At 69.1% G+C, this 23,944-nt stretch carries 19 protein-coding genes and 1 tRNA gene; 10 read left to right on the plus strand and 10 right to left on the minus strand.

Annotated features, from left to right (window positions below):
• The first annotated feature begins 2 nt into the window (after positions 1 to 2).
• Positions 3 to 962, plus strand: coding sequence for an ABC transporter ATP-binding protein (locus ACGFNN_RS26010; protein WP_393559399.1), 960 nt, complete (start codon positions 3 to 5; stop codon positions 960 to 962).
• The gene (locus tag ACGFNN_RS26015) at positions 959 to 1,675 is read left to right on the plus strand and encodes an ABC transporter ATP-binding protein (RefSeq protein WP_393559401.1); all 717 of its coding nucleotides are present in this window, start codon (positions 959 to 961) and stop codon (positions 1,673 to 1,675) included. Before ACGFNN_RS26010 ends, ACGFNN_RS26015 begins: the two co-directional genes overlap by 4 nt.
• 71 nt (positions 1,676 to 1,746) lie before the next feature.
• On the opposite strand, the gene ACGFNN_RS26020 is transcribed toward ACGFNN_RS26015, so the two are convergent.
• Complete coding sequence (locus tag ACGFNN_RS26020) at positions 1,747 to 2,403, minus strand: ANTAR domain-containing response regulator (RefSeq protein WP_073747771.1); 657 nt, start codon at positions 2,401 to 2,403, stop codon at positions 1,747 to 1,749.
• A gap of 100 nt (positions 2,404 to 2,503) precedes the next feature.
• On the opposite strand from ACGFNN_RS26020, the gene ACGFNN_RS26025 reads away from it, so the two are divergent.
• Positions 2,504 to 2,576, plus strand: a tRNA-Leu gene (locus tag ACGFNN_RS26025).
• 111 nt (positions 2,577 to 2,687) lie between these two features.
• Entirely contained in the window at positions 2,688 to 3,467 is a 780-nt protein-coding gene (locus tag ACGFNN_RS26030; RefSeq protein WP_393559403.1) for a helix-turn-helix domain-containing protein, read from the plus strand.
• A gap of 6 nt (positions 3,468 to 3,473) precedes the next feature.
• On the opposite strand, the gene pyk is transcribed toward ACGFNN_RS26030, so the two are convergent.
• The gene (pyk, locus tag ACGFNN_RS26035; RefSeq protein WP_393559405.1) at positions 3,474 to 4,907 is read right to left on the minus strand and encodes a pyruvate kinase; all 1,434 of its coding nucleotides are present in this window, start codon (positions 4,905 to 4,907) and stop codon (positions 3,474 to 3,476) included.
• Positions 4,908 to 5,157: 250 nt separating this feature from the next.
• On the opposite strand from pyk, the gene ACGFNN_RS26040 reads away from it, so the two are divergent.
• Positions 5,158 to 6,969 carry a bifunctional metallophosphatase/5'-nucleotidase gene (locus ACGFNN_RS26040; RefSeq protein WP_393559407.1) on the plus strand — a complete coding sequence of 604 codons (1,812 nt, stop codon included), beginning with the start codon at positions 5,158 to 5,160 and terminating at the stop codon, positions 6,967 to 6,969.
• Positions 6,970 to 7,042: 73 nt separating this feature from the next.
• Here the strand turns inward: ACGFNN_RS26040 and ACGFNN_RS26045 are convergent, their stop codons facing one another.
• From ACGFNN_RS26045 to pepN, 3 genes are all read right to left on the minus strand, one after another.
• Complete coding sequence (locus ACGFNN_RS26045) at positions 7,043 to 8,476, minus strand: lysine N(6)-hydroxylase/L-ornithine N(5)-oxygenase family protein (RefSeq protein WP_393559409.1); 1,434 nt, start codon at positions 8,474 to 8,476, stop codon at positions 7,043 to 7,045.
• Positions 8,473 to 9,873 (minus strand): pyridoxal phosphate-dependent decarboxylase family protein, encoded by a 1,401-nt coding sequence (locus ACGFNN_RS26050; protein WP_393559410.1) that lies wholly within the window; start codon positions 9,871 to 9,873, stop codon positions 8,473 to 8,475. The genes ACGFNN_RS26045 and ACGFNN_RS26050 overlap by 4 nt, the downstream gene beginning before the upstream one ends.
• A 209-nt stretch (positions 9,874 to 10,082) precedes the next feature.
• The gene (pepN, locus tag ACGFNN_RS26055; protein WP_393559412.1) at positions 10,083 to 12,623 is read right to left on the minus strand and encodes an aminopeptidase N; all 2,541 of its coding nucleotides are present in this window, start codon (positions 12,621 to 12,623) and stop codon (positions 10,083 to 10,085) included.
• A 246-nt stretch (positions 12,624 to 12,869) separates the two neighbouring features.
• Between pepN and ACGFNN_RS26060 the strand changes: the two genes are divergently transcribed.
• Positions 12,870 to 14,273 (plus strand): cytochrome P450, encoded by a 1,404-nt coding sequence (locus ACGFNN_RS26060; RefSeq protein ID WP_393559414.1) that lies wholly within the window; start codon positions 12,870 to 12,872, stop codon positions 14,271 to 14,273.
• Positions 14,274 to 14,522: 249 nt separating this feature from the next.
• On the opposite strand, the gene ACGFNN_RS26065 is transcribed toward ACGFNN_RS26060, so the two are convergent.
• Positions 14,523 to 14,846: a chorismate mutase gene (locus tag ACGFNN_RS26065; RefSeq protein WP_362674630.1), complete on the minus strand. Its 324-nt coding sequence runs from the start codon at positions 14,844 to 14,846 to the stop codon at positions 14,523 to 14,525.
• Positions 14,847 to 14,946: 100 nt separating this feature from the next.
• On the minus strand, positions 14,947 to 15,723 hold the full coding sequence (locus tag ACGFNN_RS26070; RefSeq protein WP_393559415.1) for a S1 family peptidase: 777 nt from the start codon (positions 15,721 to 15,723) through the stop codon (positions 14,947 to 14,949).
• Between the two features lie 266 nt (positions 15,724 to 15,989).
• On the opposite strand from ACGFNN_RS26070, the gene ACGFNN_RS26075 reads away from it, so the two are divergent.
• Both ACGFNN_RS26075 and ACGFNN_RS26080 read left to right on the plus strand, forming a co-directional pair.
• A complete protein-coding gene (locus tag ACGFNN_RS26075) occupies positions 15,990 to 16,898 on the plus strand; it encodes a hypothetical protein (protein WP_393559417.1) in 909 nt (302 codons plus the stop codon).
• Positions 16,899 to 16,936: 38 nt separating this feature from the next.
• Positions 16,937 to 18,019, plus strand: a complete 1,083-nt coding sequence (locus tag ACGFNN_RS26080; RefSeq protein ID WP_393559419.1) for an ankyrin repeat domain-containing protein — start codon at positions 16,937 to 16,939, stop codon at positions 18,017 to 18,019.
• A gap of 94 nt (positions 18,020 to 18,113) precedes the next feature.
• Here the strand turns inward: ACGFNN_RS26080 and ACGFNN_RS26085 are convergent, their stop codons facing one another.
• The 3 genes from ACGFNN_RS26085 to ACGFNN_RS26095 form a co-directional block, all read right to left on the minus strand.
• On the minus strand, positions 18,114 to 19,793 hold the full coding sequence (locus ACGFNN_RS26085) for a DEAD/DEAH box helicase (protein WP_393559421.1): 1,680 nt from the start codon (positions 19,791 to 19,793) through the stop codon (positions 18,114 to 18,116).
• A 202-nt stretch (positions 19,794 to 19,995) separates the two neighbouring features.
• On the minus strand, positions 19,996 to 20,199 hold the full coding sequence (locus ACGFNN_RS26090; protein ID WP_362543040.1) for a cold-shock protein: 204 nt from the start codon (positions 20,197 to 20,199) through the stop codon (positions 19,996 to 19,998).
• A gap of 612 nt (positions 20,200 to 20,811) precedes the next feature.
• On the minus strand, positions 20,812 to 21,354 hold the full coding sequence (locus ACGFNN_RS26095; RefSeq protein ID WP_393559423.1) for a pyridoxamine 5'-phosphate oxidase family protein: 543 nt from the start codon (positions 21,352 to 21,354) through the stop codon (positions 20,812 to 20,814).
• 276 nt (positions 21,355 to 21,630) lie between these two features.
• Here ACGFNN_RS26095 and ACGFNN_RS26100 point away from each other — a divergent pair, with 276 nt between their 5' ends.
• Together ACGFNN_RS26100 and ACGFNN_RS26105 are read left to right on the plus strand one after the other, a co-directional pair.
• Positions 21,631 to 22,545, plus strand: a complete 915-nt coding sequence (locus tag ACGFNN_RS26100) for a rhomboid family intramembrane serine protease (RefSeq protein WP_393559424.1) — start codon at positions 21,631 to 21,633, stop codon at positions 22,543 to 22,545.
• A 96-nt stretch (positions 22,546 to 22,641) separates the two neighbouring features.
• The gene (locus ACGFNN_RS26105; protein WP_393559426.1) at positions 22,642 to 23,913 is read left to right on the plus strand and encodes an SLC13 family permease; all 1,272 of its coding nucleotides are present in this window, start codon (positions 22,642 to 22,644) and stop codon (positions 23,911 to 23,913) included.
• Positions 23,914 to 23,944 lie beyond the last annotated feature (31 nt).

Here is a 23,944-nt window from a genome sequence, read left to right on the forward strand (position 1 = left end):
CCATGACCACAACAGACGCACCCACCACCGGCACCACCGTCCTCGACGCGAGCGGCGTCACCATGCGCTTCGGCGGCCTCACCGCCGTACGCGACGTCAACCTCACCGTCAACGCAGGCGAGATCGTCGGCCTCATCGGACCCAACGGCGCCGGCAAGACCACCTTCTTCAACTGCCTCACCGGCCTCTACGTCCCCACCGAGGGCAAGGTCAGCTACAAGGGCACCGTCCTGCCGCCCAAGCCCCACCTCGTCACCCAGGCAGGCATCGCCCGCACCTTCCAGAACATCCGGCTCTTCGCCAACATGACCGTCCTGGAGAACGTCCTCGTCGGACGCCACACCAGGACCAAGGAAGGCCTCTGGTCCGCCCTCCTGCGCCTCCCCGGCTACAAGAAGGCCGAGAACGCCAGCCGCGAACGCTCCATGGAACTCCTGGAGTTCATCGGACTCGCCGACAAGGCCGACCACCTCGCGCGCAACCTCCCCTACGGAGACCAGCGCAAGCTGGAAATCGCCCGCGCCCTCGCCAGCGACCCCGGACTCCTCCTCCTCGACGAGCCCACCGCAGGCATGAACCCCCAGGAAACCCGCGTCACCGAAGAACTCATCTTCGCCATCCGGGACCAGGGCATCGCCGTACTCGTCATCGAGCACGACATGCGATTCATCTTCAACCTCTGCGACCGCGTCGCCGTCCTCGTCCAGGGCGAGAAACTCGTCGAGGGCACCGCCCCCGTCGTCCAGGGCGACGAACGCGTCGTCGCCGCCTACCTCGGCACCCCCTTCGAAGGCGCCCCCGGCGCCGAAGAAGCCGCCGAGGTCGAGGCAGCCGAAGCATCGGCGGCCGGCACCGCCAAGACGGAAGCCCCCGCCGGCGCGGACAAGCCCGGAACCCCGGCCGCCACGGCCGAGACCCCCGCAACCGACACCACCCGCACCGAAGAGGAGGACACCCGATGACCGCACTGCTCGAGGTCGAAGACCTCCGCGTCGCCTACGGCAAGATCGAAGCCGTCAAGGGCATCTCCTTCACCGTCGAGGCCGGCCAGGTCGTCACCCTCATCGGCACCAACGGCGCAGGCAAGACCACCACCCTGCGCACCCTCTCCGGACTCCTCAAGCCCGCCGGCGGCCGCATCCTCTTCGAGGGCAAACCGCTCACGGGCATCCCGGCACACAAGATCGTCTCCCTGGGCATCGCCCACTCCCCCGAGGGACGCCACATCTTCCCCCGGCTGACGATCGCCGAGAACCTCCTCCTCGGCGCCTACCTACGCAACGACAAGGCAGGCATCGAGAAGGACATCCAGCGCGCCTACGACCTCTTCCCCATCCTCGGGGAACGCCGAAAGCAGGCCGCCGGAACCCTCTCCGGAGGCGAGCAGCAGATGCTCGCCATGGGACGCGCACTCATGTCCCAGCCCAAACTGCTCATGCTCGACGAGCCCTCCATGGGCCTCTCGCCGATCATGATGCAGAAGATCATGGAGACCATCGTCGAGCTCAAGGCGTCGGGCACCACGATCCTGCTCGTCGAGCAGAACGCCCAGGCGGCCCTCTCCCTCGCGGACCAGGGCCACGTCATGGAGGTCGGCAAGGTCGTCCTCTCCGGCACCGGCGCCGACCTGCTCCACGACGAGTCGGTCCGCAAGGCCTACCTCGGCGAGGACTGACCACCCGCACACAAGAAGAAGGGCCCGCCCCGGTCGACACCGGGGCGGGCCCTTCTTCTTCACACCACGTACTACTCCGCAGCCTTCTTCTTCTCCTCGGCGTCCTCGATCAGCGCCTCGGCCAACTGCTGCATCGACATCCGCCGGTCCATCGACGTCTTCTGAATCCAGCGGAACGCCGCCGGCTCCGACAGCCCGTAGTCCGTCTGCAGAATGCTCTTCGCCCGGTCCACCAGCTTCCGGGTCTCCAGTCGCTGCGACAGATCCGCGATCTCGCTCTCCAGCGCCTTCAGCTCAGCGAACCGGGACACGGCCATCTCGATGGCCGGGACCACGTCGCTCTTACTGAACGGCTTCACCAGATACGCCATCGCCCCGGCGTCCCGCGCCCGCTCAACCAGATCCCGCTGCGAGAACGCGGTCAGCATCAGAACCGGGGCGATCGACTCCTCGGCGATCTTCTCGGCCGCGGAGATCCCGTCGAGCACGGGCATCTTCACATCGAGGATCACCAGGTCCGGCCGGTGCTCCCGAGCCAGCTCGACGGCCTGCTGCCCGTCCCCGGCCTCGCCGACGACCGAGTAGCCCTCCTCCTCCAGCATCTCCTTCAGGTCGAGACGGATCAGCGCCTCGTCCTCGGCGATGACGACGCGGGTCGTCAGCGGCGGGACGTGCGACTTGTCGTCGTCGACGGCGTCTACGGGCTGGGGCGACTCGGGCGTGGTCACGGGGCTCCTTGGTCAGGACAGGGGTACTGCTCCCAAGAGCCTACCTAGTTACGGTATGTTTGAGGCACGGAGGGTCTTCCACATCCTTCGTTTCGAAGGAGCCCCGGTAGCCCAGCGGTAGAGGCCATGGATTCAAAACCCATACAGCGTCGGTTCGAATCCGACTCGGGGCACTTCTCCTTCGTTTCTAAGGTTAAGACACTCGTTGGCGATCTTCATCCTTGCCGGTGAACACTCCTTCGAACCTCGCAGCCATCTGCGGACATCGCAGAAGACTCCACAGCATGGAACAACACAATCCGTCGATACGCGACGAAGCACTCGCTCTCGTACGGAACGGGATCACCAATCGGGCCGCTTCGGAGCTTCTCGGCGTTCCTCGCGGAACAATCGGCTGGTGGCTGCACGAGGACCGCAAAAAGCGCGGGGTCCAGTACGTACAGCCCACCGACTGTCCGGTCTGCACAGACCGAGACCTTGACCGCCTCGCCTACGCATACCTTCTCGGGCTCTACCTGGGCGACGGCCACATCGTCTCCAAGCCCAAACAGCACCATCTGTCGATCTTCTGTGGAGACACCTGGCCCGGATTGATCGACGAGGCTGAATCAGTCATGCGCAGGGTGATGCCCATGCCACGAACCGGACGACGACAAACGAGCGGCTGCGTAGAGGTCAAGTCCTATACGAAGCACTGGACATGCCTCTTCCCGCAACACGGCCCTGGTAAGAAGCACGAACGCCCGATCGCCCTCGAAGCTTGGCAACAGGAGATCGTTGATAGTCACTCCTGGGAGTTCGTCCGAGGGCTCATCCACTCCGACGGCTGCCGGACCATGAACTGGACGACCAGGGTGGTGGGCGGCGTAAAGAAGCGCTACGAATACCCTCGGTACTGGTTCACCAACGTCTCCGACGACATCCGCCAGCTCTACACGGATACCCTCGACCGACTCGGCGTCGAATGGACCCACTGCACCCGCGCCGGCAAGCATTACAACATCTCCGTAGCCCGACGGGCGTCCGTCGCCCTCATGGACGCTCACGTCGGGCCGAAGTACTGACGACCATTACTTCGGGCTGTCGTCCTCACCGATGTGGTGCACCCGCACCAGGTTCGTCGAGCCGGCGACTCCCGGCGGCGAGCCGGCCGTGATGACGACGACGTCGCCCTTCTGGCAGCGCCCGATCCGCAGCAGTTCCTCGTCCACCTGCGCGACCATCGCGTCCGTCGAGTCCACGTGCGGCCCGAGGAAGGTCTCGACGCCCCAGGTCAGGTTCAGCTGCGCGCGGGTGGCCGGGTCCGGGGTGAAGGCGAGCAGCGGGATCGGCGAGCGGTAGCGGGAGAGGCGCTTGACGGTGTCGCCGCTCTGGGTGAAGGCGACGAGGAACTTCGCGCCGAGGAAGTCGCCCATCTCGGCTGCCGCGCGGGCGACGGCTCCGCCCTGGGTGCGGGGCTTGTTGCGGTCGGTGAGGGGCGGGAGGCCCTTGGCGAGGATGTCCTCCTCGGCCGCTTCGACGATGCGGGCCATGGTGCGCACGGTCTCGATGGGGTACTTTCCGACGCTGGTCTCGCCGGAGAGCATCACGGCGTCGGTGCCGTCGATGACGGCGTTGGCGACATCGGAGGCCTCGGCGCGGGTGGGCCGGGAGTTGTCGATCATCGAGTCGAGCATCTGGGTGGCGACGATGACGGGCTTGGCGTTGCGCTTGGCCAGTTTGATCGCGCGCTTCTGGACGATCGGGACCTGCTCCAGGGGCATTTCGACGCCGAGGTCACCGCGGGCGACCATGATGCCGTCGAAGGCGGCGACGATGTCCTCGATGTTGTCGACGGCCTGGGGCTTTTCGACCTTGGCGATGACGGGGAGGTGGCGGTCCTCCTCCTTCATGACGCGGTGGACGTCCTCGATGTCGCGTCCGCTGCGTACGAAGGAGAGGGCGATGACGTCGGCGCCGGTGCGCAGGGCCCAGCGGAGGTCGTCGATGTCCTTGTCGGAGAGTGCGGGTACGGAGACGGCGACTCCGGGGAGGTTGAGTCCCTTGTGGTCGGAGACCATGCCGCCTTCGATGACGGTGGTGTGGACGCGGGGTCCGTCGACTTCGGTGACTTCGAGGGTGACGCGGCCGTCGTCGATGAGGATGCGTTCGCCGGTGGTGACGTCGGCGGCGAGTCCTTCGTAGGTGGTGCCGCAGGTGGTGCGGTCGCCTTCCATGGGTTCGACGGTGATGGTGAAGTCGTCGCCGCGTTCAAGGAGTACGGGGCCTTCGGCGAAGCGGCCGAGGCGGATCTTCGGGCCTTGAAGGTCCGCGAGGATTCCGACGCTTCGGCCGGTCTCCTTGGATGCGTTGCGTACGTGGTTGTAGCGCTCTTCGTGTTCGGCGTAGGTGCCGTGGCTGAGGTTGAGGCGGGCGATGTCCATTCCCGCTTCGACGAGTGCCTTGATCTGCTCGTATGTGTCGGTTGCGGGTCCCAGGGTACAAACGATTTTTGCTCGGCGCATGATTCGAGCCTAGACCTTACCTGCGGGTAGGTAATTGTCTCTGCATGACTGGTCAACGGCCTTTGCGTGAAGGGTTATTACCAAGTGTTGAATTGTGCGACGGCGCGCTCCGATGAGCGTGCGCCGGGGGCGGCGGCGGAGGCTGCGGGGTGGCGGCTGGTCATCAGATCGAAACCTGCGTGGGGTGTTGCGGGTGGGGGTGGCTGGGCCAGAATCTACGCGCGTTGTTCCATCGAACGAGGAGTCAAGGATGCCGTTGAACCGCAGGAACTTTCTGGGCCGTTCGGCTGTGGCGGGCGCGGGTGTGGCGCTGGCCGGTGGGGTCAGTTCGGGGCCGGCGGTGGCGTCGGAGTCGAAGGGCCACGGTCACGGGCGTCCACCGAAGCGGTACTCGTTCACGGTGATGGGGACGACCGACCTGCACGGGAACGTCTTCAACTGGGACTACTTCACGGACTCCGAGTTCGACGACAAGGCGCACAACGATGTCGGCCTGGCGAAGATCTCGACTCTGGTCGATCAGATCCGTGAGGACCGCGGTCGGCGGAACACCCTGTTGATCGACGCGGGTGACACGATCCAGGGCACGCAACTGTCGTACTACTACGCGAAGATCGATCCGATCACGGCGAAGCGCGGTCCGGTGCATCCGATGGCGCAGGCGATGAACAGGATCGGCTACGACGCTGCGGCGCTGGGGAACCATGAGTTCAACTACGGGATTCCGGTGCTGCGGAAGTTCGAGGAGCAGTGTGATTTTCCGCTGCTGGGGGCGAACGCGCTGGATGCGAAGACGTTGCGGCCGGCATTCGCTCCGTATGTGATCAAGCGGGTGCGTACGCCTCATGGGCGGGATGTGCGGGTGGCGGTGCTGGGGTTGACGAATCCGGGGATCGCGATCTGGGACAAGGCGAATGTGAGCGGGAAGATGGTGTTCCCGGGTCTTGAGGAGCAGGCTGCGAAGTGGGTGCCGAAGCTCCGTTCGATGGGTGCGGACGTGGTGATCGTGTCGGCGCACTCGGGTTCGTCGGGGACGTCGTCGTACGGGGATCAGCTGCCGTACGTGGAGAACGCCGCGGGTCTGGTGGCGGAGCAGGTGTCGGGGATCGACGCGATTCTGGTGGGTCACGCGCATTCGGAGATTCCTGAGTACTTCGTGACGAACAAGGAGACGGGCAAGCGGGTCGTGCTCTCCGAGCCGTTGAAGTGGGGGCAGCGGCTGACGCTGTTCGACTTCGACCTGGTGTGGGAGAAGGGCCGTTGGGTGGTCGAGAAGGTGGCCGCTTCGGTGCTGAACTCGAACACCGTGGAGGAGGACCCGCGGATCACGTCGCTGCTCGGGGACGAGCACGCGAAGGTGGTGGCGTATGTGAACCAGGTGATCGGTACGTCGGTGGCGGCGATGTCGACGGCGGATGCGCCGTGGAAGGACGAGCCGGTCATCGATCTGATCAATCTGGTGCAGGCGGAGACGGTGAAGGCGGCCCTGGCGGGTGGGGAGTACGGGGGGCTTCCGGTGCTGTCGCAGGCGGCGTGCTTCTCGCGTACGGCGGCGATTCCCGCGGGTGAGGTGACGATCAAGGATGCGGCGGGGTTGTATCCGTTCGAGAACACCTTGGAAGCGCGGCTTCTGACGGGTGCGCAGTTGAAGGATTATCTGGAGTATTCGGCGCGGTACTACGTGCAGACGGCTGCGGGGGCTCCGGTCGACACGTCGAAGCTGACAAATGCGGAGAGCATTCCGGATTACAACTACGACGTGGTGTCCGGGGTGACGTATGACATCGATATCGCGAAGCCGGTGGGTTCGCGGATCGTGGGGTTGTCGTTCGAGGGGGCGCCGGTGGATCCGGAGGCGCAGTTCGTGTTCGCGGTGAACAACTATCGGGCGAGCGGTGGGGGTAATTTCCCGCATGTGCCGGGTGCCAAGCAGTTGTGGGCGAATTCGGATGAGATCCGGAACACGATCATCGGGTGGGTGCAGGCGAAGGGTTCGGTGGATCCGGCGGAGTTCGCGTCGGTGGACTGGCGTCTGACGCGGGATGGTGTGCCGGTGTTCTGACGTCGGTCGGTCTGCTGGTCGGTGTGTGGGCGGCCGTTCCTTCCTTCGGGTGGGGGCGGCCGCCTTTGTGGTGTCAGTGGCCCTTCGCGAGGGGGGTGAGTGTGTGGCCTTGTCCGGGGACGGCGGGTGCGGGGTGTGGGGTGAGGCCGAAGGTGGTGAAGGCGGTGCGGGTGGGGAGGGGGTAGGGGTTGGTGCCGGTGAGGTGGTTGAGGATGGTGGCGCTGCGCCAGGCGGCGAGGCCGAGGTCGGGGGCGCCGACTCCGTGGGTGTGTCGTTCGGCGTTCTGGACGTAGATGTTGCCGGTGACGGTGGGGTCGAGGTCGAGGCGGAAGTCGGCGTGGATGCGGGGGCGTCCTTGTTTGTCGCGGTGGATGTGGGGGGTGATGCCGGTGAGGAGGGTGTCGAGGGGGCGTTCGCGGTAGCCGGTGGCGAGGACGACGGCGTCGGTGGTGAGGCGGGTGCGGGTGTTCTGCTGGGCGTGTTCGAGGTGGAGTTCGATGCGGTTGCCGGTGCCGGAGAGGCGGCCGGCGGTGCGGACGGTGACGCCTGGGGTGAGGGTGGCGTCGGGCCATCCGCCGTGGAGGGTTCGTCGGTAGAGCTCGTCGTGGATGGCGGTGATGGTGTCGGTGTCGATGCCTTTGTGGAGTTGCCATTGCTGGGGGACGAGGGTGTCGCGTACGTCTTCGGGGAGTGCGTGGAAGTAGTGGGTGTAGTCGGGGGTGAAGTGTTCGAGGCCGAGTTTTGAGTACTCCATGGGTGCGAAGGCCTGGGTGCGGGCGAGCCAGTGGATTCGTTCGATTCCGCGGGGTCGGGCGCGGAGGAGGTCGAGGAAGATCTCGGCGCCTGACTGGCCGGAGCCGATGACGGTGATGTGGTCGGCCTTGAGCAGTGTGTCGCGGTGGTGGAGGTAGTCGGCGGAGTGGATGACGGGGACGCCGGGTGCTTCGGCGAGGGGGCGTAGGGGTTCGGGGATGAAGGGTGCGGTGCCGACTCCGAGGGCGATGTTCCGGGTGCGGGTGCGGCTGGGTGTGGGGGTTTCGTCGTCGGGTGCGGGGTGGGTGTGTTCGACCTCGAAGTGCTGGTGGTCGGGGTTCCAGGTGACTGCGTCGACGTGGTGGTCGAAGTGGATGGTGGGGAGTTGTTCGCTGACCCAGCGGCAGTAGGCGTCGTATTCGGCGCGGTGGATGTGGAATTGCTCGGCGAAGTAGAAGGGGTAGAGGCGGTCGCGGGTGCGGAGGTAATTGAGGAAGGTCCAGGGGCTGGTGGGGTCGGCGAGGGTGGTGAGGTCGGCGAGGAAGGGGACTTGGAGGGTTGCTCCGTCGATGAGGAGGCCGGGGTGCCAGTGGAAGGCGGGGCGTTGTTCGTAGAAGGCGGTGGTGAGGGGGTGTTGGCCGGGGGTGGTGGGGATGCCGTCGGCGAGGGCGGCGAGGGAGAGGTTGAAGGGGCCTAGGCCGATGCCGATGAGGTCGTGGGTCCGGTCGCCTTCGGGGGTGGTCCGGTCGGTCATCGGGGTGTGCTGCCTTCCGTGGTGGCGCGGGTGTGGGTGTGGGTGACGAGGGTGAGGAGCCGGCGGAGGTCGTCGGGGGTGGTGTGGGGGTTGAGGAGGGTGGCTTTGAGCCAGAGGCCGCTGCTGGTGCGGGCGCGGCCGAGTACTGCCTGGCCTCGGTCGAGGAGGGTGCGGCGGATGGTGGCGACGGTGGTGTCGTCGGTGTTGGTGGGGCGGAAGAGGACCGTGCTGATGGTGGGGCGGTCGTGGAGTTGGAGTGCGGGGTGTTCGTCGATGAGGTCGGCGAGCTGGTGTGCGGCGGCGATGGTGCGGTCGATGAGGTCGGCGAGTCCGTCGCGGCCGAGTGCTTGGAGGGTGACGGCGATTTTGAGTGCGTCGGGGCGGCGGGTGGTGCGGAGGGAGCGTCCGAGGAGGTCGGGGAGGCCGGCTTCGGTGTCGTCGTGGGCGTTGAGGTAGGGGGCGTGGTGGTGGAGGGGGGCGAGGTCGTGGTGGTGGGGTACGGCGAGGATGCCGGCGGATGCGGGTTGCCAGCCGAGTTTGTGCAGGTCGAGGGTGACGCTGTGGGCGCGGTGGAGGCTGCGTAGGGCGTGGCGGTGGGTGGGGCTGAAGAGGAGGGGTCCGCCGTAGGCGGCGTCGATGTGGAGTTCGGCGTTGTGGGTGGTGGTGAGGTCGGCGATGTCGGTGAGGGGGTCGATCTGGCCGGTGTCGGTGGTGCCTGCGGTGGCGGTGACGAGGAGGGGGCCGTCGGTGTGGATGAGGGTGTAGCGGAGTGCGGTGGTGTCCATGACACCGGTGGGGGCGGGGATGACGATGGGTCGGGGCAGGCCGAGGAGCCATGCGGCGCGGGTGATGCTGTGGTGGGCGTTGGCGGCGCAGATGGTCTGTACGGGGCCGTGGCGTTCGCGGGCGAGGAGGAGGGCGAGTTGGTTGGCTTCGGTGCCGCCGGTGGTGACGAGGGCGTCGGGGTGCTGGGTGTGGGGGTAGATCTCGGCGGCGAGCGCTGTGGTGAGGGTTTCCTCGAGGGCTGAGGCTGCGGGGGCCTGGTCCCAGGAGTCCATGGAGGGGTTGAGGGCTGAGGCGGCGAGGTCGGCTGCTGCGGCGAGGGCGAGGGGTGGGGTGTGGAGGTGGGCTGCGCAGTGGGGGTGCGCGGGGTCGGCGGCCCCTTCCGCGAGTGCGGTGATGAGGGTGCGCAGTGCGTGGTGGGGGCCGGTGCCGTGGTCGGGGATGAGGGGGGTGGTGGTGTGGTGGAGGGTTTGGCTGACGGTTTCGGGGCCGCCGGCGGGGAGGGGGCCGTTTCTGCGGGTGGCGCCGTCGTGGAGTGCGGTGAGGACGGTGTCGAGCAGGGGGCGCAGGTGGGTGGGGCCTGCGGTGCCTCCGGCGAGGGGTGGGGTGGGCATGGTGGGGTCCTTCGGGTGCGCGGGGGCGGTCGTGCCAGCTTGTCCGTATTGCGGGGATGGCGGCCGTAGAGCCCAACGATCTGAACCCGAAAGGGGTATTGGGGTGCTGTGTGGGGGTGCGGGGATGGGTGTGGCTGGTATGGGCGTTCGTGGTTCGCATGGGTGTGCCCGGCCTCCTGGTGGGGGCCGGGCACGGTGGTGTGTGGGAGTCAGTGGGCGTTGCGTACGGCGAGGGCGCGGCGGAGGTCGTCGGTCTGGTCGGTGAGTTTGCGGCGGAGGGCGGGGGTGAGTGCGGGGTTGGCGAGGGCTTGTTCGGCGAGTGTGGCGGTGTGGGGGTCGATGGCGTGGGTGGGGAAGGCGTGTCGTCCGGCGGCTTCGGCGATGGCGGGTCCGCGGCGTGCGGCGAGGGCGATGGCGTCGGGGAAGTAGCGGCTGGTGTAGGGGTGGAGGAGTTCGGTCTGTTCGGGTTGCCAGAAGCCCTGGGCGGTTGCGGTGAAGAGGTAGTTGGACAGGGTGTCGTCGGTGAACATGGCGTGCCAGGCGGCTTGTTTGGCTTCGGGGGTGGGGAGGGCGGCGCGGCAGCGGGCGGCGCCTTCCTGGCCGGTGGCGCTGGGGTCGTGGTCGAGTTCGCGGGTGATGGTGGCTTCGTCGGTGGCGCCGAGGACGGCGAGGCGGGTGAGGATGCGCCAGCGGAGTTCGGGGTCGAGTTCGGGTCCGCCGGGGACGGTTCCTTCGTTGAGCCAGTCCTGGATGGTGTCGGGTTGGGTGGCGGCGTCGATGAAGTGGCGTACGGCGGTGAGGCGGAGGCCGGGGTCGGGGTTGGCGGGGGTGGTGGTGTGGTGTTGTTCCCAGTCCTTGGCGGTGAGTCCTTCGGTGCGGCGGAGGAGGTCGCGGCAGAGGGCGGTGATGGTGCTGAGGGCGGTGGGGCGGTCTTCGGGTGTGAGGTAGCGGTCGGCGATGTGGGTGGTGGCGAAGCCGAGGACGCCTTGGACGAGGGCGAGGTCGGTTTCGTAGGGGAGGTGGGTGCGGGCGGCGGTGAGGTGGACGGTGGGGTGGAGGAGGCCGTCGCGGACGAGGTCGCGGGCGGTGTTCCAGATGAGGGCGCGGGTGAGGCCGTCGGGGATGCCGGAGAGGTGGGTGAGGGCGGTGTTCCAGGAGTGGGGGTCGAGGCGGATTTTGGCGTAGGTGAGGTCGTTGTCGTTGATGACGACGAGGTCGGGGCGGTTGCCGGGGCGGGTGGTGGGGGTCTTCTGGGGGATGTCGAGTTCGAAGCGGTCGCGGAGGATGAGTTGTTCTGCGCCGGTGAGGGTGTCGAGGCTGTGGTCGTAGGTGCCGACGGTGATGCGGTGGGGGCGGGTTCCGTCGTGGTCGACGGTGAGGTCCCAGGTCTGGTCGGTGTTCTCGGTGTGGGCGGTGAGGGTGTCGATGCCGGTGGTGCGGAGCCAGGCGGTGGCCCAGGTGTGGACGTCCCGGTCGGTGGCTGCGGCGAGGTTGTCGATGAAGTCGGCGAGGGTGGCGTTGGCGAATTTGTGGCGGGTGAAGTGGGTGTTGATACCGGCGAGGAAGTCCTTCTCGCCGAGCCAGGCGACGAGTTGGCGTAGGGCGGAGGCGCCCTTGGCGTAGCTGATGCCGTCGAAGTTGAGGAGGGCGGAGGCGGTGTCGGGGACGGCGTCGGGGGCTACGGGGTGGGTGGTGGGGCGTTGGTCGGCGTCGTAGCCCCAGCCTTTTCGGGCGACTGCGAAGTCGGTCCAGGTGTCGGTGAAGCGGGTGGCTTCGGTGAGGGTCTGGTAGCCCATGTATTCGGCGAAGGACTCGTTGAGCCAGATGTCGTCCCACCAGGTGAGGGTGACGAGGTCGCCGAACCACATGTGGGCCATTTCATGGGCGATGACCATGGCGCGGGTCTGGCGTTCGGTGTCGGTGACGGCGGAGCGGTAGATGAATTCGTCGCGGAAGGTGACGAGTCCGGGGTTCTCCATGGCGCCGGCGTTGAATTCGGGGACGAATGCCTGGTCGTAGGAGTCGAATGGGTAGGGTTCGTCGAATTTCTGGTGGTAGCGGTCGTAGCAGGCGCGGGTGATGTCGAGGATTTCGTCGGCGTCGGTGTCGAGGTGGGGGGCGAGGGAGCGGCGGCAGTGGATGCCGAAGGGGATGCCGGCGTGGTGGGTGGTGATGCTGTGCCAGGGGCCCGCGGCGATGGCGACGAGGTAGGTGGAGATGGGTGGGGTGGGGGCGATGGCCCAGTGGCCTTCGGTGGTCCGGGTGGTGGTGCCGTTGCCGAGGACGGTCCAGGTGGGGGGTGCGGTGACGGTGATGTGGAAGACGGATTTGAGGTCGGGCTGGTCGAAGGCGGCGAAGACGCGTTGGACGTCGTCGAGGAAGAGCTGGGTGTAGACGTAGGTCTCGCCGTCGGCGGGGTCGGTGAAGCGGTGCATGCCTTCGCCGGTGCGGGAGTAGCGCATGGTGGCGTCGACGGTGAGGTCGTGTGTGCCGGGGGTGAGGCCGTCGAGGGGGTAGCGGTTTCCGTCGAGGCGTCCGGGGTCGAGGGGGTGTCCGTCGAGGCTGAGGGAGCGCAGGGTTTCCGGCTTGATCTCGACGAAGGTGTCTCCGGTGGTGTGTGCGGTGAACCGGATGACGGTGCGGGAGTCGAAGGTCTCCTCGCCGGTGGTCAGGTCGAGGTCGACGGTGTAGCTGTGTACGTCGAGGAGCTTGGCGCGGGTCTGCGCTTCGTTGCGCGTCAGTACGGACATGGGGCCATGCTGCCGTACGGGCGGGGGGTGGTGCAGGGGGGTTCTCGCAGGGCTGACGCGGTGGGTTTCGCCCTGGTGGGGTGGGTGCGGGGGGGGGCGAATGTACCTGAGGGTTCGGTGGAGATCTGGCGCTTAGCACACCACTCTCACTCGACGCAAAGATCACATTTTACCGGCATCCGCCTGTGTGATCTTGGGAAAGCATGGTCTGCAGCCCGGACCCCCACGTCAGGAGCAGATGCCATCATGCGTTCCCCCAGCACGCTGTCCCCCACGCCGGCCGCGCCTGGCGGTCTCCCGTTGATCGGCCATGTGCACCGTCTCGCCCGCGATCCACTGGCGTTCATCACCTCACTGCGTGAGCGGGGCGACGTCGTGCGGATACGCATAGGCCCGACACCGGCCTATGTGGTCACGGACCCCGCCCTCACCCGGCGTGTGCTGGTGACGGATGCGGCGGACTTCGCCAAGGGCGGCAGGATCATCGACGCGTTGCGCGTCTTCTTCGGCGACGGCCTCGCCACCGTCGCCGACGGCGACACCCACCTTCGCAACCGGCGCCTGATGCAGCCGATGTTCAACAGGGCGTACATCGAGACCCGCGGTCCGGACATGATCGACCAGGTGCGTTCGGTGGTGCGCGATTGGCCTGAAGGCTCCCCCCGGGACGTGTTCGCGGACATGAACGACGTTGCCCTCGCGGTTTTTCTCGCGGCCTTGTTCGGCACCGGTCTGCCCGACCACCTGCAGAGCGAGTTCACCGCTCTCATGCCCGAGATCATGAAGGGGACGATCCGTCAGACGGTCCTCCCGTCATGGCTGACGCGGTTGCCCCTGCCCGCTCACCGGGCGCACGCCGGCCGTGTCCGGCGCCTCCGCGAGCTCGTCGACCAGGCCATCGACCACCGGAAGTCCTCCGCGCCGGCTTCGTCGCCCCTCGACGAGGCGGCGGAACCTCAGGGGTGTCCGCACGCGGCCCGGGCACGGCAGGGAGCCGGCCTGTTCGACGCCTTGCTCGACGCGCAGCATCCGCTTACACACCAGCAGCTCCAGGACGAGGCCATCACGCTTCTGACCGGCGCGATCGAAACCACTGGGACCACCCTGGCCTGGACGCTCTACGAGATCTCCCAGAACCCCCGGGTCGAGGAGCGGCTCCGCGCCGAACTCTCCTCGGTGTGCCCCGGCCGCGCTCTCGTCGCCGGCGACCTCGACCGTCTCCCCTACGCGCGACGTGTCCTGCGGGAGAGCATCCGCAAGTACGGCCCCGCGTGGATGGTGACCCGAACGGCGACGCGGGACGTCAGCCTCGGCGGACACCACATCCCCGAGGGCGCCGACGTCGTGTGGAGCCCTTACCTTCACCAGCACGACCCGGCGTTCTTCCCTGAACCTGACGTTTTCGACCCGGACCGCTGGACAGAGGAACGCGCCCATCTCGCACGCGGTTCCTTTCTCGCGTTCGGCGACGGCCGGCGCAAGTGCATCGGTGAGAACTTCGCCTGGATGGAACTGCAGATCATCCTGGCGACCATCCTCCAGACGTGGCCTCGGTTGTGTCTCACCTCGCGCCGTCCAAGGGCTCAGGCCGTGGTCACGGTCAAGCCGGACGCGATGACGCTGGCCTTCCACAGGCAGGAGACCGCGTAGACGCGCGGAAGGGCCCTGGCGCGTTCCCTCGAAGCGCGAACAGCTCTGTCCGGGGGAACGCTTGCCTGGTCTGCTGACCGGACGTCGACAAACGTACGTCGGGGGTGGCGGCCCCGCTGCCCGGTGAGGTGGGGAAGGTTCACCGGACGGAGTCGCCAGGCAGGCCGGTGTTCTCCCGGGAGGACGACCGACGGGTCGGGACGGACGGAGAGCCGGACCTGTGGGCGATGTCCTGTCCGATCCCAGCTGTCAGGCGTCGGGGCCCGCGGTCTCCTCGGCGATGCGTTCATGGTGGCGGATGACTTCGGCCACGATGAAGTTGAGGAGCTTCTCGGCGAAGGCGGGGTCCAGCTTGGCGCTTTCGGCGAGTTGGCGGAGCCGGGTGATCTGGCGGGCTTCGCGTGCGGGGTCGGCGGGCGGCAGGTGGTGTTCGGCTTTGAGATGGCCGACCTGCTGGGTGGCCTTGAAGCGCTCGGCGAGCATGTGGACGACTGCGGCGTCGATGTTGTCGATGCTTTCGCGCAGCCGGTTCAGTTCTGTGGTGACGTACTCGTCGGTGTCGCTCGTGGTCATGGTCGTCGAGCTTAGACGCCTGGGTGGGGTGTGGTGGGCATGGGTGTGGGGACGCCCGTCGTGGCGGGCGCCCCCGTGGTGGTGCGGGTGGGGTGGCGGGTCAGAGGGTGGCGGCTGCCGAGGCTATGGCGGAGGCGAAGGTGGAGACCTGGGTGTAGACGCCGGGGTAGCCGGGGCGTGCGCATCCTTCGCCCCAGCTGACTATGCCGACCTGGATCCAGGCTCCGGTGTTGTCCTTGCGGAACATGGGGCCGCCGGAGTCGCCCTGGCAGGTGTCGGTGCCGCCGGTGCTGACGTAGCCGGCGCAGATCTCTTCGGCGGGTACGAGGTCGCTGCCGTAGGCCTGTCGGCAGGTGGTGTCGGAGACGTAGGGGACGGTGGCCTTGAGGAGGTATCGCTGCTGGCCGCCGCCTTCGGTGGCGGCGCCCCAGCCGGCGATGGTGAAGGTGCCGGTGTCGTAGGCGGTGGTGGTGGCGATCTTCAGGGTGGGCTGGTTGATGGGCTGGGCGAGTTTGATGAGGGCCCAGTCCTTGCCGGTGCCGTTGTAGCCGGGGGCTTGGAGGACCTTGGTGGAGCGGACCTTGACGGCGGAGGACGACTGGAGGTCGACGGTGCCGGCGGTGGCGGTGATGGAGGTGTTGTTGCCGCTTCCGTTGACGCAGTGGGCGGCGGTGAGAACGACGGTGGGGCTGTAGAGGGCGCCGCCGCAGCCCATGGAGAGCCGGACCATGAAGGGGAATTCGCCTTGGGCGGCCCTGGTGCCGCCGACGACGGGTGCGGGGGCGGCGGATGCGCCGGAGGGCTGGAGGCTGAGGGTCGCGAGGGCGACGGCGGCTATGACGGAGCATCTCTTGAGGGCGCGCAGGAGTTGGTTCACGGGGTGTGCCTGCTTTCCGGTGGGGGGTGGTGGGGGGTGCAGTCGCAGGCGTGCGGGTGTGCGTGTTCTGCCGGAGACCACGGCCCTCGCCATGCTCCCGTCAAGAACGATCCGATTATCGGGAGGCGATCACCGCTGACACAAGGCGGGGTTTCCGGCCAAGATCCGGTCTTCGCCGGGAGGAGACCGCCGAGGCCGGCCTCGCGCGCCCGCCGGGGATCCCGGGACAGCGCCTAGAGTGGGACGCGGGCGAGGGGGGTTGTGACATGAGCGATGTCAGCAACGGTGGCGGTGGTCCGGTCGTCCACGGCTTCCCGCATCTCGATGCCGTCCGGTCGGCGATCACCGCCCTCTACCGGCGCCTGACCCCCGACGGCGTGCACGCCTACGCGACGAGCCTCGCCCCCGCGGAGGCGGCCTTCTCCGACGTGGACGACCTCCATCTCGGTGCCCAGCGGGTGGCCGGCGCCCTGGTGCGGCACCTGCGGCTGCCGCAGGCACGGGTGGTCGTCGGCTTCCGGCGGATGGAACACGCGGCGAGCGTCGAACTCACCGCCGGTCCGGAGTACTTCATCGAGCTCAACGACCGGTTCCGGACGCACCGCAGGGACATCGGGGCGGCGCTCTCCCACGAGATCACCCATGTGCTGCTGCACCGGCTGGGACTTGAGCTCCCGGACACCCGCGGCAACGAGATCCTCACGGACACGGTGACGGCGTATCTCGGGGCCGGCTGGCTCCTGCTGGACGCGTTCCGTCAGGACGCGGTCTCCAGCCAGAAGCTCGGCTATCTCACCCCGGAGGAGTTCGGGTACGTCCTCGCCAAGCGCGCGTTCCTCTTCGGTGAGGACCCGTCCGTGTGGTTCACCAGCCCCCAGGCCTACACCGCCTACACCGCGGGCAGGGCCGAGGCGCTGCGCGACCTGCGGCGGCCCCCGCTGACCGCCGCCGGGTGGGCTGGGCGGCGCCGCTACGCCAGGGACCGCCGCCATGTCGCGGAACACCCGGGCGCCGCCCGGGATCCCTCGGTGCCGTACGCCTTCGAGAGCGCGGCCGACGGGCTGCGGGTGTGCTTCGCGTGCCCGGTCTGCCACCAGCGGGTGCGGGTGCCGGTGCGGGGGCGGACACGGGCCAGGTGCGGGCTGTGCCGCGCGGTCCTGGAGTGCGACACCTGAGAATCCGTGCCCGGCACGGGTGGCCGTAGGGTCGGTGTATGACAAATGGTCCGGTTGGGGGTGCGAGGAGCCTTTTCGAGGCGTTGCACGAGGACGAGAACGCGGTGGTGAGAGCGCTTCGCGCCGGGGCCTCGGCCGAGTCGGCCGACGAGGACGGCACGACCGCGCTGTATCTGGCCTCCGTACAGGACCTGCCGGGGGCGGTGCGCCTGCTGCTGGCCTCGGGAGCGGACCCCGACCGGGCGAGTGGGCCGGAGGCAGGTGACCTGCCGTTGTGCGGTGCGGCGTGCGGCGGTCACGCGGAGGTCGCCGAGGCGCTGCTGTCGGCCGGGGCGAACCCTGATCTGAGCGAGGAGTTCGGCTTCACCGCGCTGCGCTGGGCGGCGGGACTCGGTCACGCAAGGGTGGTGGAGGTCCTGCTGGCCCACGGTGCGGACCCGGATCTGCCCGGTCCCCGGGGTGAGACACCGCTGGTGGTCGCGGCCCGGCGGGGTTCGGCGCACACCGTGCGGGCGCTGCTCAGGTACGGTGCCCGGTCCCTGTCCCCGGCGCTGGCGGAGGCGGTGCGGATGCTCTCCGTGGACGTGGAGCAGGAACTGCGGGACGCGCTGCGGGAGATGTACGGCGCGGAGGGTCATGAGAGCGCGGTCCACCGGGAGACCGTCGACGGCGGGGTGACCGTCACGGTCGAACTCCTGCGGGACGGGGAGCCGTTCGCCTCCCAGGACCTGCAGACGGGCCACGGGGCGATCGCGACGCTGCTGGAGGGTGAGCTGGGGGTACGGGCGCCGTTCGAGGAGTTGGCGCACAGGGCGGTGCGCGGCGGGGGTCCCGGGGTGGACAACTGGCAGGTGACGGTGGGTGCGTTGTGGCTGCGCGGCGACGAGGAGACGTTCCAGGCGGCTTCGGCGTGGACGGCGAGCGAGGATCCGCTGCGGCAGGCGTTCGGCGCGGACGTGCTCGGCCGCCTCGGATTCCACGACGGTGAGAAGCCGTTCGCCGGACGGGCGGTCCCGGTGCTCAGGGAGCTCGCGCGGTCGGGTTACCCGGCGCCGGCCGAGGCGGCTGTTCGCGCGCTGGGCCGTTACGACGACGCTCCGGTGGACGCCCGCCGGGACTGAGAAGTCCCCGTCGGCGGGCGTGCGGTGACCCGGACGGGGCCCGAGCTGTGGCGAAGGGCGCGGTGCCCGGAGTCCGGTCACCGCGCCCTCGTGGTCATGCCGCCCTGCGCCCGCGTCCCGGGGCGCTGCCGCGTCCGCTGCCGCCGGACCGGCCTGTGCCGGTGCCGCGGGCGGATCCGCCCGCGCCGCCGGCTCCCCCGCGGGTGGTGCCCGCTCCGGCGCCCCCCCGTGCGACACCGCCGGTGTTTCCGCGTGCGGCGCCCCCGCCGGTTCCACGTGCGGCGCCGCCGGTCTGGGCGGCGCCCGAGCCCGCTCCCCCGCGCCTGCCGCGGCCGCGGCTGCCCGAGCGGGTGGCGCCGGCACCCTGGCCGCCGCCGCGGGTGCGCGGGGCGGGCTGCGCCTGCTGCGGTACCTCGATGACGACCGCGACGCCCGAGGGCTCCCGGGCACCGGTGATGCGGGTCAGTTCCTCGTCGCTGGACTTGATGCGGGTGGTACGGGGGGCGATGCCCGCGTCCTGCATCAGCCGGGTCATGTCGCGCTTCTCCTCGGGGAGCACGAGCGTGACGACGCTGCCGGACTCCCCCGCGCGGGCGGTGCGCCCGCCGCGGTGGAGGTAGTCCTTGTGGTCGGTGGGCGGGTCCACGTTGACGACGAGGTCCAGGTCGTCGACGTGGATGCCGCGGGCGGCCACGTTCGTCGCGACGAGAGCGGTGACCTGGCCGTTCTTGAACTGGTCCAGGGTCCGGTTGCGCTGCGGCTGGGAACGTCCGCCGTGCAGGGCCGCGGCGCGCACACCGCTGGCGAGGAGCCGCTTGGCGAAGCGGTCGGCGGCGCGCTTGGTGTCCACGAACATGATGACCCGGCCGTCGCGTGCGGCGATCCGGGTGGCGACGGCCTTCTTGTCGGTCTCGTCGGCCACGTGGAGCACGTGGTGCTCCATGGTGGTGACGGCGCCGGCCGACGGGTCGACGGAGTGGACGACGGGGTCGGTGAGGAACATCTTGACCAGGCGGTCGATGTTCTTGTCGAGGGTCGCGGAGAACAGCATGCGCTGGCCGTCGGGCTCGACCTGCTTGAGCAGCGCGACGACCTGCGGCATGAAGCCCATGTCGGCCATCTGGTCCGCCTCGTCGAGCACGGTGATGGAGACCTCGTCGAGGCGGCAGTCGCCACGCTCGATGAGGTCCTTGAGCCGGCCGGGGGTGGCGACGAGCACCTCGGCGCCGCGCCGCAGCGCCCCGGACTGCCTGCTGATCGACATGCCGCCGACGACGGTGGCGAGGCGCAGGTTGACGGATGTGGCGTACGGGGTGAGCGCGTCGGTGACCTGCTGGGCGAGCTCACGCGTGGGGACGAGGACGAGGGCCAGCGGGGCGTGCGGCGCCGAGCGGCGTCCCGCGGTGCGGGCGAGCAGGGCCAGGCCGAAGGCGAGGGTCTTGCCGGAACCGGTGCGGCCCCGGCCGAGGATGTCCCGGCCGGCCAGCGAGTTCGGCAGTGTCGCGCCCTGGATGGGGAAGGGGTCGGTGACGCCCTGCGCGGCGAGGGTCTTCAGCAGCGCGGCGGGCATGTCCAGGTCGGCGAAGGCGTCGACGGCGGGCAGCGCCGGCGTCAGCGTCTCGGGCAGGGCGAACTCTCCGCCCTGGGCGGGTACGGGCCGGCGCCGTGCCGGTGCCCTGCCGGATCCTCGGGTGTTCGCCTGTGTCCGGTCGGTGCCGCGCCCCCTTATCGGGCGGTTGCGGGTGGGTCGGTCCTGGCGTTCGGAGCGGGTCATACGGAATTGCCCTCCTGGGGGATTCCTGGGATTACTGGCCGGCTGCTGCGGACTGCTGCTTGTCGTGCGGCCCCAGGATGCGAGCACGGAGCAGGTTTCCCGGTGGCGGAGCCGACCGGGGAGGGGATGAGCCGGAAACAGCACAAACCGGGGCCCGCACCGTGAAGGTGCGGGCCCCGGCTGCGAGGTACGCGTCCGGTGATCAGGCCGGGACGATGTTCTCCGCCTGCGGGCCCTTCTGGCCCTGCGTGACGTCGAAGGAGACCTTCTGGCCCTCCAGGAGCTCACGGAAGCCCGAGGTGGCGATGTTGGAGTAGTGGGCGAAGACGTCGGCGCCGCCGCCGTCCTGCTCGATGAAGCCGAAGCCCTTTTCCGAGTTGAACCACTTCACGGTTCCAGTAGCCATGTCATTCTCCTAAAAGAGGTGCAGTGCCGGAAATCCGCACTTTACGGATTCCAAGTCGCCGCATTGAGCCCCATCCGGAGAAAGCCGGAAAACAATAATGCGCCTGAGGAAAGTTCCCGTCAGGCGCACATAAAGTTCATGGGTACCAAAACTGCAACGCCGCAACCGTAGCACGTTCCGTCGGCGGGCGGCGGATCATGCTGTCCCGGCGCGCCGGGAAATCGGGGTGGCCCGGGAGGGCGTGGGCCGTTCACGGGGCGTGCCGAATTGGACTCGGGGTGCGCCCGGCCCGGTTCTCCCTTGGGTGCCGAGGGTTCCGGTGGAGGGCCGGGTGCCCTCGGCCGGGCGCACCGGGTCCGGGCCGGAGCCCGGGCGCCGTTTCACCCGGACGCCGTAGTGGATCTCCGTGGGTGGCGAGCGGTCCGCGGCCGGAGTTCTCCGGAGCGTGCTGCGCCGGGCGGGTGACGCCGGGCGGGACACGGGGCCGGGGCGCGAGGACCGTTGGTGCCCTCGGGGCGGGGCGCCCGGCCGCGTGTCAGGGCTTCCGGCGGGTGTGCCGCGTGTCGGGAGGTCTTGCGGTGTGTGGCTCACCCTTCGCGGACGGCATGTGGCTCACCCTTCGCGGACGGGACTGTCGTCGGCTCCCCTGCGCAGGGTGCGCAGCGGGTGGCCGGGGCGCCAGACCTGGATGACGAGGTCGTCGCCGTCGATGCCGGTGCGGACGACCTCGGCCGGGTCGGCGCGGAAGAGGAGGAAGGGTTCGGGTGGGGTGACCGCCTCGACGAAGCGGGCCAGGACGGCGGGGTCGGTGATCTCGACGGCGCGTCCCGAGATCCGTACGTCCCCGTCGGCCATCTCGGCGTCGGGTCCGGGGTTCGCCTGGACGGCGAAGCGCGGGTCTCGCCGCAGATCGAGTGCTTTGCGGGAGTGCGGCATCATGCCGAACCACATGGCGTCCATGCGGAACTCCACCTCGAGGCCGGTGACCCTGGGTGAGCCGTCGGCGCGGAGGGTCGCGAGGACGTGGTGCTTGTACTGCTGGAAACGTGTGCGCACGGTGTCGGCCAGGTCAGGTTCCGCCGCGTGGAAGGCCTGCCAGGAGACGGGGGATGTGTTCGGTGTCATGGGTCCCATGGAACCCGCTGATCCGGACATCCTCTGTCGTGATTCGCGGCGGATCACCGGTTCGGGGGGCGTCGGGACGTGGGCCGTGCGCGGCCGGGGCTTCCCGGCGGTCCGGCGCGGCTCCGGCGGCCGGGCGGGCTCAAGGGCTTCCGTATGCGGCGCCTCCGTGGCCCGCGCCCCCGCTGACGGGAGGTCAGGGCTATGGCGAGGCCGTACCCGGGTGGTCCGGTCGTGGCGGACGTTCGCTATCTTGAGCGCCGCCGCCCCTGGCGGTCCTCCTCCCGTTGACGATTGAAGGAGCCGGCCATGGAGGCCGCCGCCACCAGGTGTTACCGCCACCCCTCGTACGAGACGTACGTGCGCTGTACGCGCTGCGACCGGTACATCTGCCCCGACTGCATGCGTGAGGCGTCGGTCGGCCATCACTGCGTGGAGTGCGTGAAGGAGGGCCAGGCCTCGGTCCGCCGGGCGCGGACGGTGTTCGGGGGTGAGGCGCGGGGCGGGGTGGCTCCGCTGGTGACGTACGTGCTGATGGCGCTGAACATTCTCGCGTACGTGGTCGAGGTGGTGCGGTCCGGGACCGTCGACCGGTTCGGGATGCTCGGGGCCGTCCTGGTCGACCAGGACGGCGGGCAGTACTACTACCGCGGCGAGACCTTTCCGGGGCTGGAGCTGACGGGGGTGGCCGACGGTGAGTGGTACCGGCTGCTGACGGGGGCTTTCCTGCATCTGCCGCCGGACACGTCGTTCGGTGTGATGCATCTGGTCTTCAACATGTTCGCCCTGTGGAATCTGGGACGGATCGTGGAGGGGCAGCTCGGCCGTGCCCGTTACCTCGCGCTGTACCTGCTGTCCGCGGTGGGCGGTTCGGTCCTGGTGTACCTGGTGTCGCCGGAGACGACGGCGGTCGGCGCGTCGGGCGCGATCTTCGGTCTGGCGGCGTCGTTCTACGTCATCAACCGCCGTCTGGGCCGGGACATGCGAGCGGTCAACCGGTTCATGGCGGGGTTCCTGCTCTGGATGGTGATCTCGGCGGCGTTCACGTCGTGGGAGGGGCACCTCGGCGGTCTGCTGACGGGTGGCCTGGTCACCTTCGGGCTCGCCTACGCCCCGGCGAAGCTCAGGACGTCGGCCACGCAGCTGGCCGGCGGGGTGGTCCTGGTGGTGCTTCTGGCCGCGATGGTCGCCGTGCGGACGGCCTCGCTCACCGGGACGCTCTGACACGGCAGGTGCCCCGGCGGAGGCGGCCGACGGCACGGGCCCGACGGTGAACCCGCTGGTACGGGGACAGGGACGCCGCTCTGGGATCATCGCTCCATGGCAAGAGATCCTTCGGCGGGGGAACCCGCGGGTACGGCCCCCGGGGGTCACGGGGACGGCGGTCCGCGAGGTGGCGCCGGCGGTTTCCTGAGGCGGCTGCATCCCCTCGACTGGCTCGCGGGCGCCCTGCTGGTCCTGGGGCTGCTCGCCGTGGTGACGGGGCTGCTTCCGGCGGAGCCGGCCGCGGAGGAGATGCGGCGCGTGGGCCCGCTGCTGGCGTTCCTGGGCACGGTGATCGTGATGGCGGAACTCACGGGCCGGGCCCAGGTCTTCGACGTGGTGGCCTCATGGGTGGCGCGGGCGGGGCGGGGCCGGTATCCGTTGCTGTTCGGGCTGTGTGTGCTGTTCGCGTCGCTGACCACCATCACGCTGAACCTGGACACCACCGCTGTGCTGCTCACCCCGGTGATGCTGGCGCTGGCCGGCCGGGTGGGGATCGCGGCGGTGCCGCTGGCGATGACGACGGTGTGGCTCGCCAACACCGCGAGTCTGCTGCTTCCGGTGTCGAATCTGACGAACCTGCTGGCAGCCGACCGGGTGGCGCTCTCGCCGTCGGGGCTCGCCGCGGTGATGTGGCTGCCGCAGCTCGCGGCGATCGGGATGACCGCGGTGTGTCTGTGGGTCTTCTACTGGCGGCGTGGCCGGCGCGGTGCGGACCGTTACGTCCCTCCGGGTGCGCCGGTGGCCGAGGATCCGCTGCTGCTGCGGATCTGTGCGGTGGCCTGCGTGGGTTTCCTGCTGGCGATCCTGGTCGCCGACGTTCCGCTGTGGTCGGCGTCGCTGACGGCGATGGTCGTCGTGGTGGTGGCGTTCGCGGTGCGGCGCCCGCGGGAGCTGCGGCTCTCGCTGGTGCCGTGGCGGCTCCTGGTGCTGGTGCCGGGGATGTTCCTGGTGGTGCAGACGGTCGACGCGCACGGTCTGCACGAGCTGCTGGAGTCGCTGCTCGGGACGGACGACGGTTTCCTCGGGATGCTGCGGTCGGCGGCGGTGGGTGCGGGTGTGGCGAACGTCCTCAACAACCTGCCGGCGTATCTGGCGGGCGAGGCGGTCGTGCCGGCGGGGAACCAGGGACAGTTGCTGGCCCTGCTGATCGGGGTCAATGTGGGGCCGCTGGTGACTCCGTGGGCGTCGTTGGCGACGCTGCTGTGGTTCGAGCGGTGCCGGTGGCAGGGGACGCGTATTCACATGGGCCGGTTCGTCGGGACGGGTCTGGTGCTCTCGGTGACGGGCACCCTGGCCGCCGTGTGCGCGCTGGCGCTCATGGTCTGACCCTCCCCGGTACGCGCCGCGGCGCCCACCC

Origin of the sequence: Streptomyces sp. NPDC048590 (assembly GCF_043199535.1) — a bacterium.
GTDB lineage: Bacteria > Actinomycetota > Actinomycetes > Streptomycetales > Streptomycetaceae > Streptomyces.

What these genes read in the sequence shown, in the direction of transcription:
- ACGFNN_RS26075 (WP_393559417.1), top strand. Translation starts at nt 15,990, where the DNA reads ATGAGCGATGTCAGCAACGGTGGCGGTGGTCCGGTCGTCCACGGCTTC.
- ACGFNN_RS26090 (WP_362543040.1), bottom strand. Translation starts at nt 20,199, where the DNA reads ATGGCTACTGGAACCGTGAAGTGGTTCAACTCGGAAAAGGGCTTCGGC.
- ACGFNN_RS26060 (WP_393559414.1), top strand. Translation starts at nt 12,870, where the DNA reads ATGCGTTCCCCCAGCACGCTGTCCCCCACGCCGGCCGCGCCTGGCGGT.
- ACGFNN_RS26010 (WP_393559399.1), top strand. Translation starts at nt 3, where the DNA reads ATGACCACAACAGACGCACCCACCACCGGCACCACCGTCCTCGACGCG.
- ACGFNN_RS26105 (WP_393559426.1), top strand. Translation starts at nt 22,642, where the DNA reads ATGGCAAGAGATCCTTCGGCGGGGGAACCCGCGGGTACGGCCCCCGGG.
- ACGFNN_RS26030 (WP_393559403.1), top strand. Translation starts at nt 2,688, where the DNA reads ATGGAACAACACAATCCGTCGATACGCGACGAAGCACTCGCTCTCGTA.
- ACGFNN_RS26040 (WP_393559407.1), top strand. Translation starts at nt 5,158, where the DNA reads ATGCCGTTGAACCGCAGGAACTTTCTGGGCCGTTCGGCTGTGGCGGGC.
- ACGFNN_RS26095 (WP_393559423.1), bottom strand. Translation starts at nt 21,354, where the DNA reads ATGTCCGGATCAGCGGGTTCCATGGGACCCATGACACCGAACACATCC.
- ACGFNN_RS26065 (WP_362674630.1), bottom strand. Translation starts at nt 14,846, where the DNA reads ATGACCACGAGCGACACCGACGAGTACGTCACCACAGAACTGAACCGG.
- ACGFNN_RS26080 (WP_393559419.1), top strand. Translation starts at nt 16,937, where the DNA reads ATGACAAATGGTCCGGTTGGGGGTGCGAGGAGCCTTTTCGAGGCGTTG.
- ACGFNN_RS26085 (WP_393559421.1), bottom strand. Translation starts at nt 19,793, where the DNA reads ATGACCCGCTCCGAACGCCAGGACCGACCCACCCGCAACCGCCCGATA.
- ACGFNN_RS26050 (WP_393559410.1), bottom strand. Translation starts at nt 9,873, where the DNA reads ATGCCCACCCCACCCCTCGCCGGAGGCACCGCAGGCCCCACCCACCTG.
- ACGFNN_RS26045 (WP_393559409.1), bottom strand. Translation starts at nt 8,476, where the DNA reads ATGACCGACCGGACCACCCCCGAAGGCGACCGGACCCACGACCTCATC.
- ACGFNN_RS26015 (WP_393559401.1), top strand. Translation starts at nt 959, where the DNA reads ATGACCGCACTGCTCGAGGTCGAAGACCTCCGCGTCGCCTACGGCAAG.
- ACGFNN_RS26100 (WP_393559424.1), top strand. Translation starts at nt 21,631, where the DNA reads ATGGAGGCCGCCGCCACCAGGTGTTACCGCCACCCCTCGTACGAGACG.
- pepN (WP_393559412.1), bottom strand. Translation starts at nt 12,623, where the DNA reads ATGTCCGTACTGACGCGCAACGAAGCGCAGACCCGCGCCAAGCTCCTC.
- pyk (WP_393559405.1), bottom strand. Translation starts at nt 4,907, where the DNA reads ATGCGCCGAGCAAAAATCGTTTGTACCCTGGGACCCGCAACCGACACA.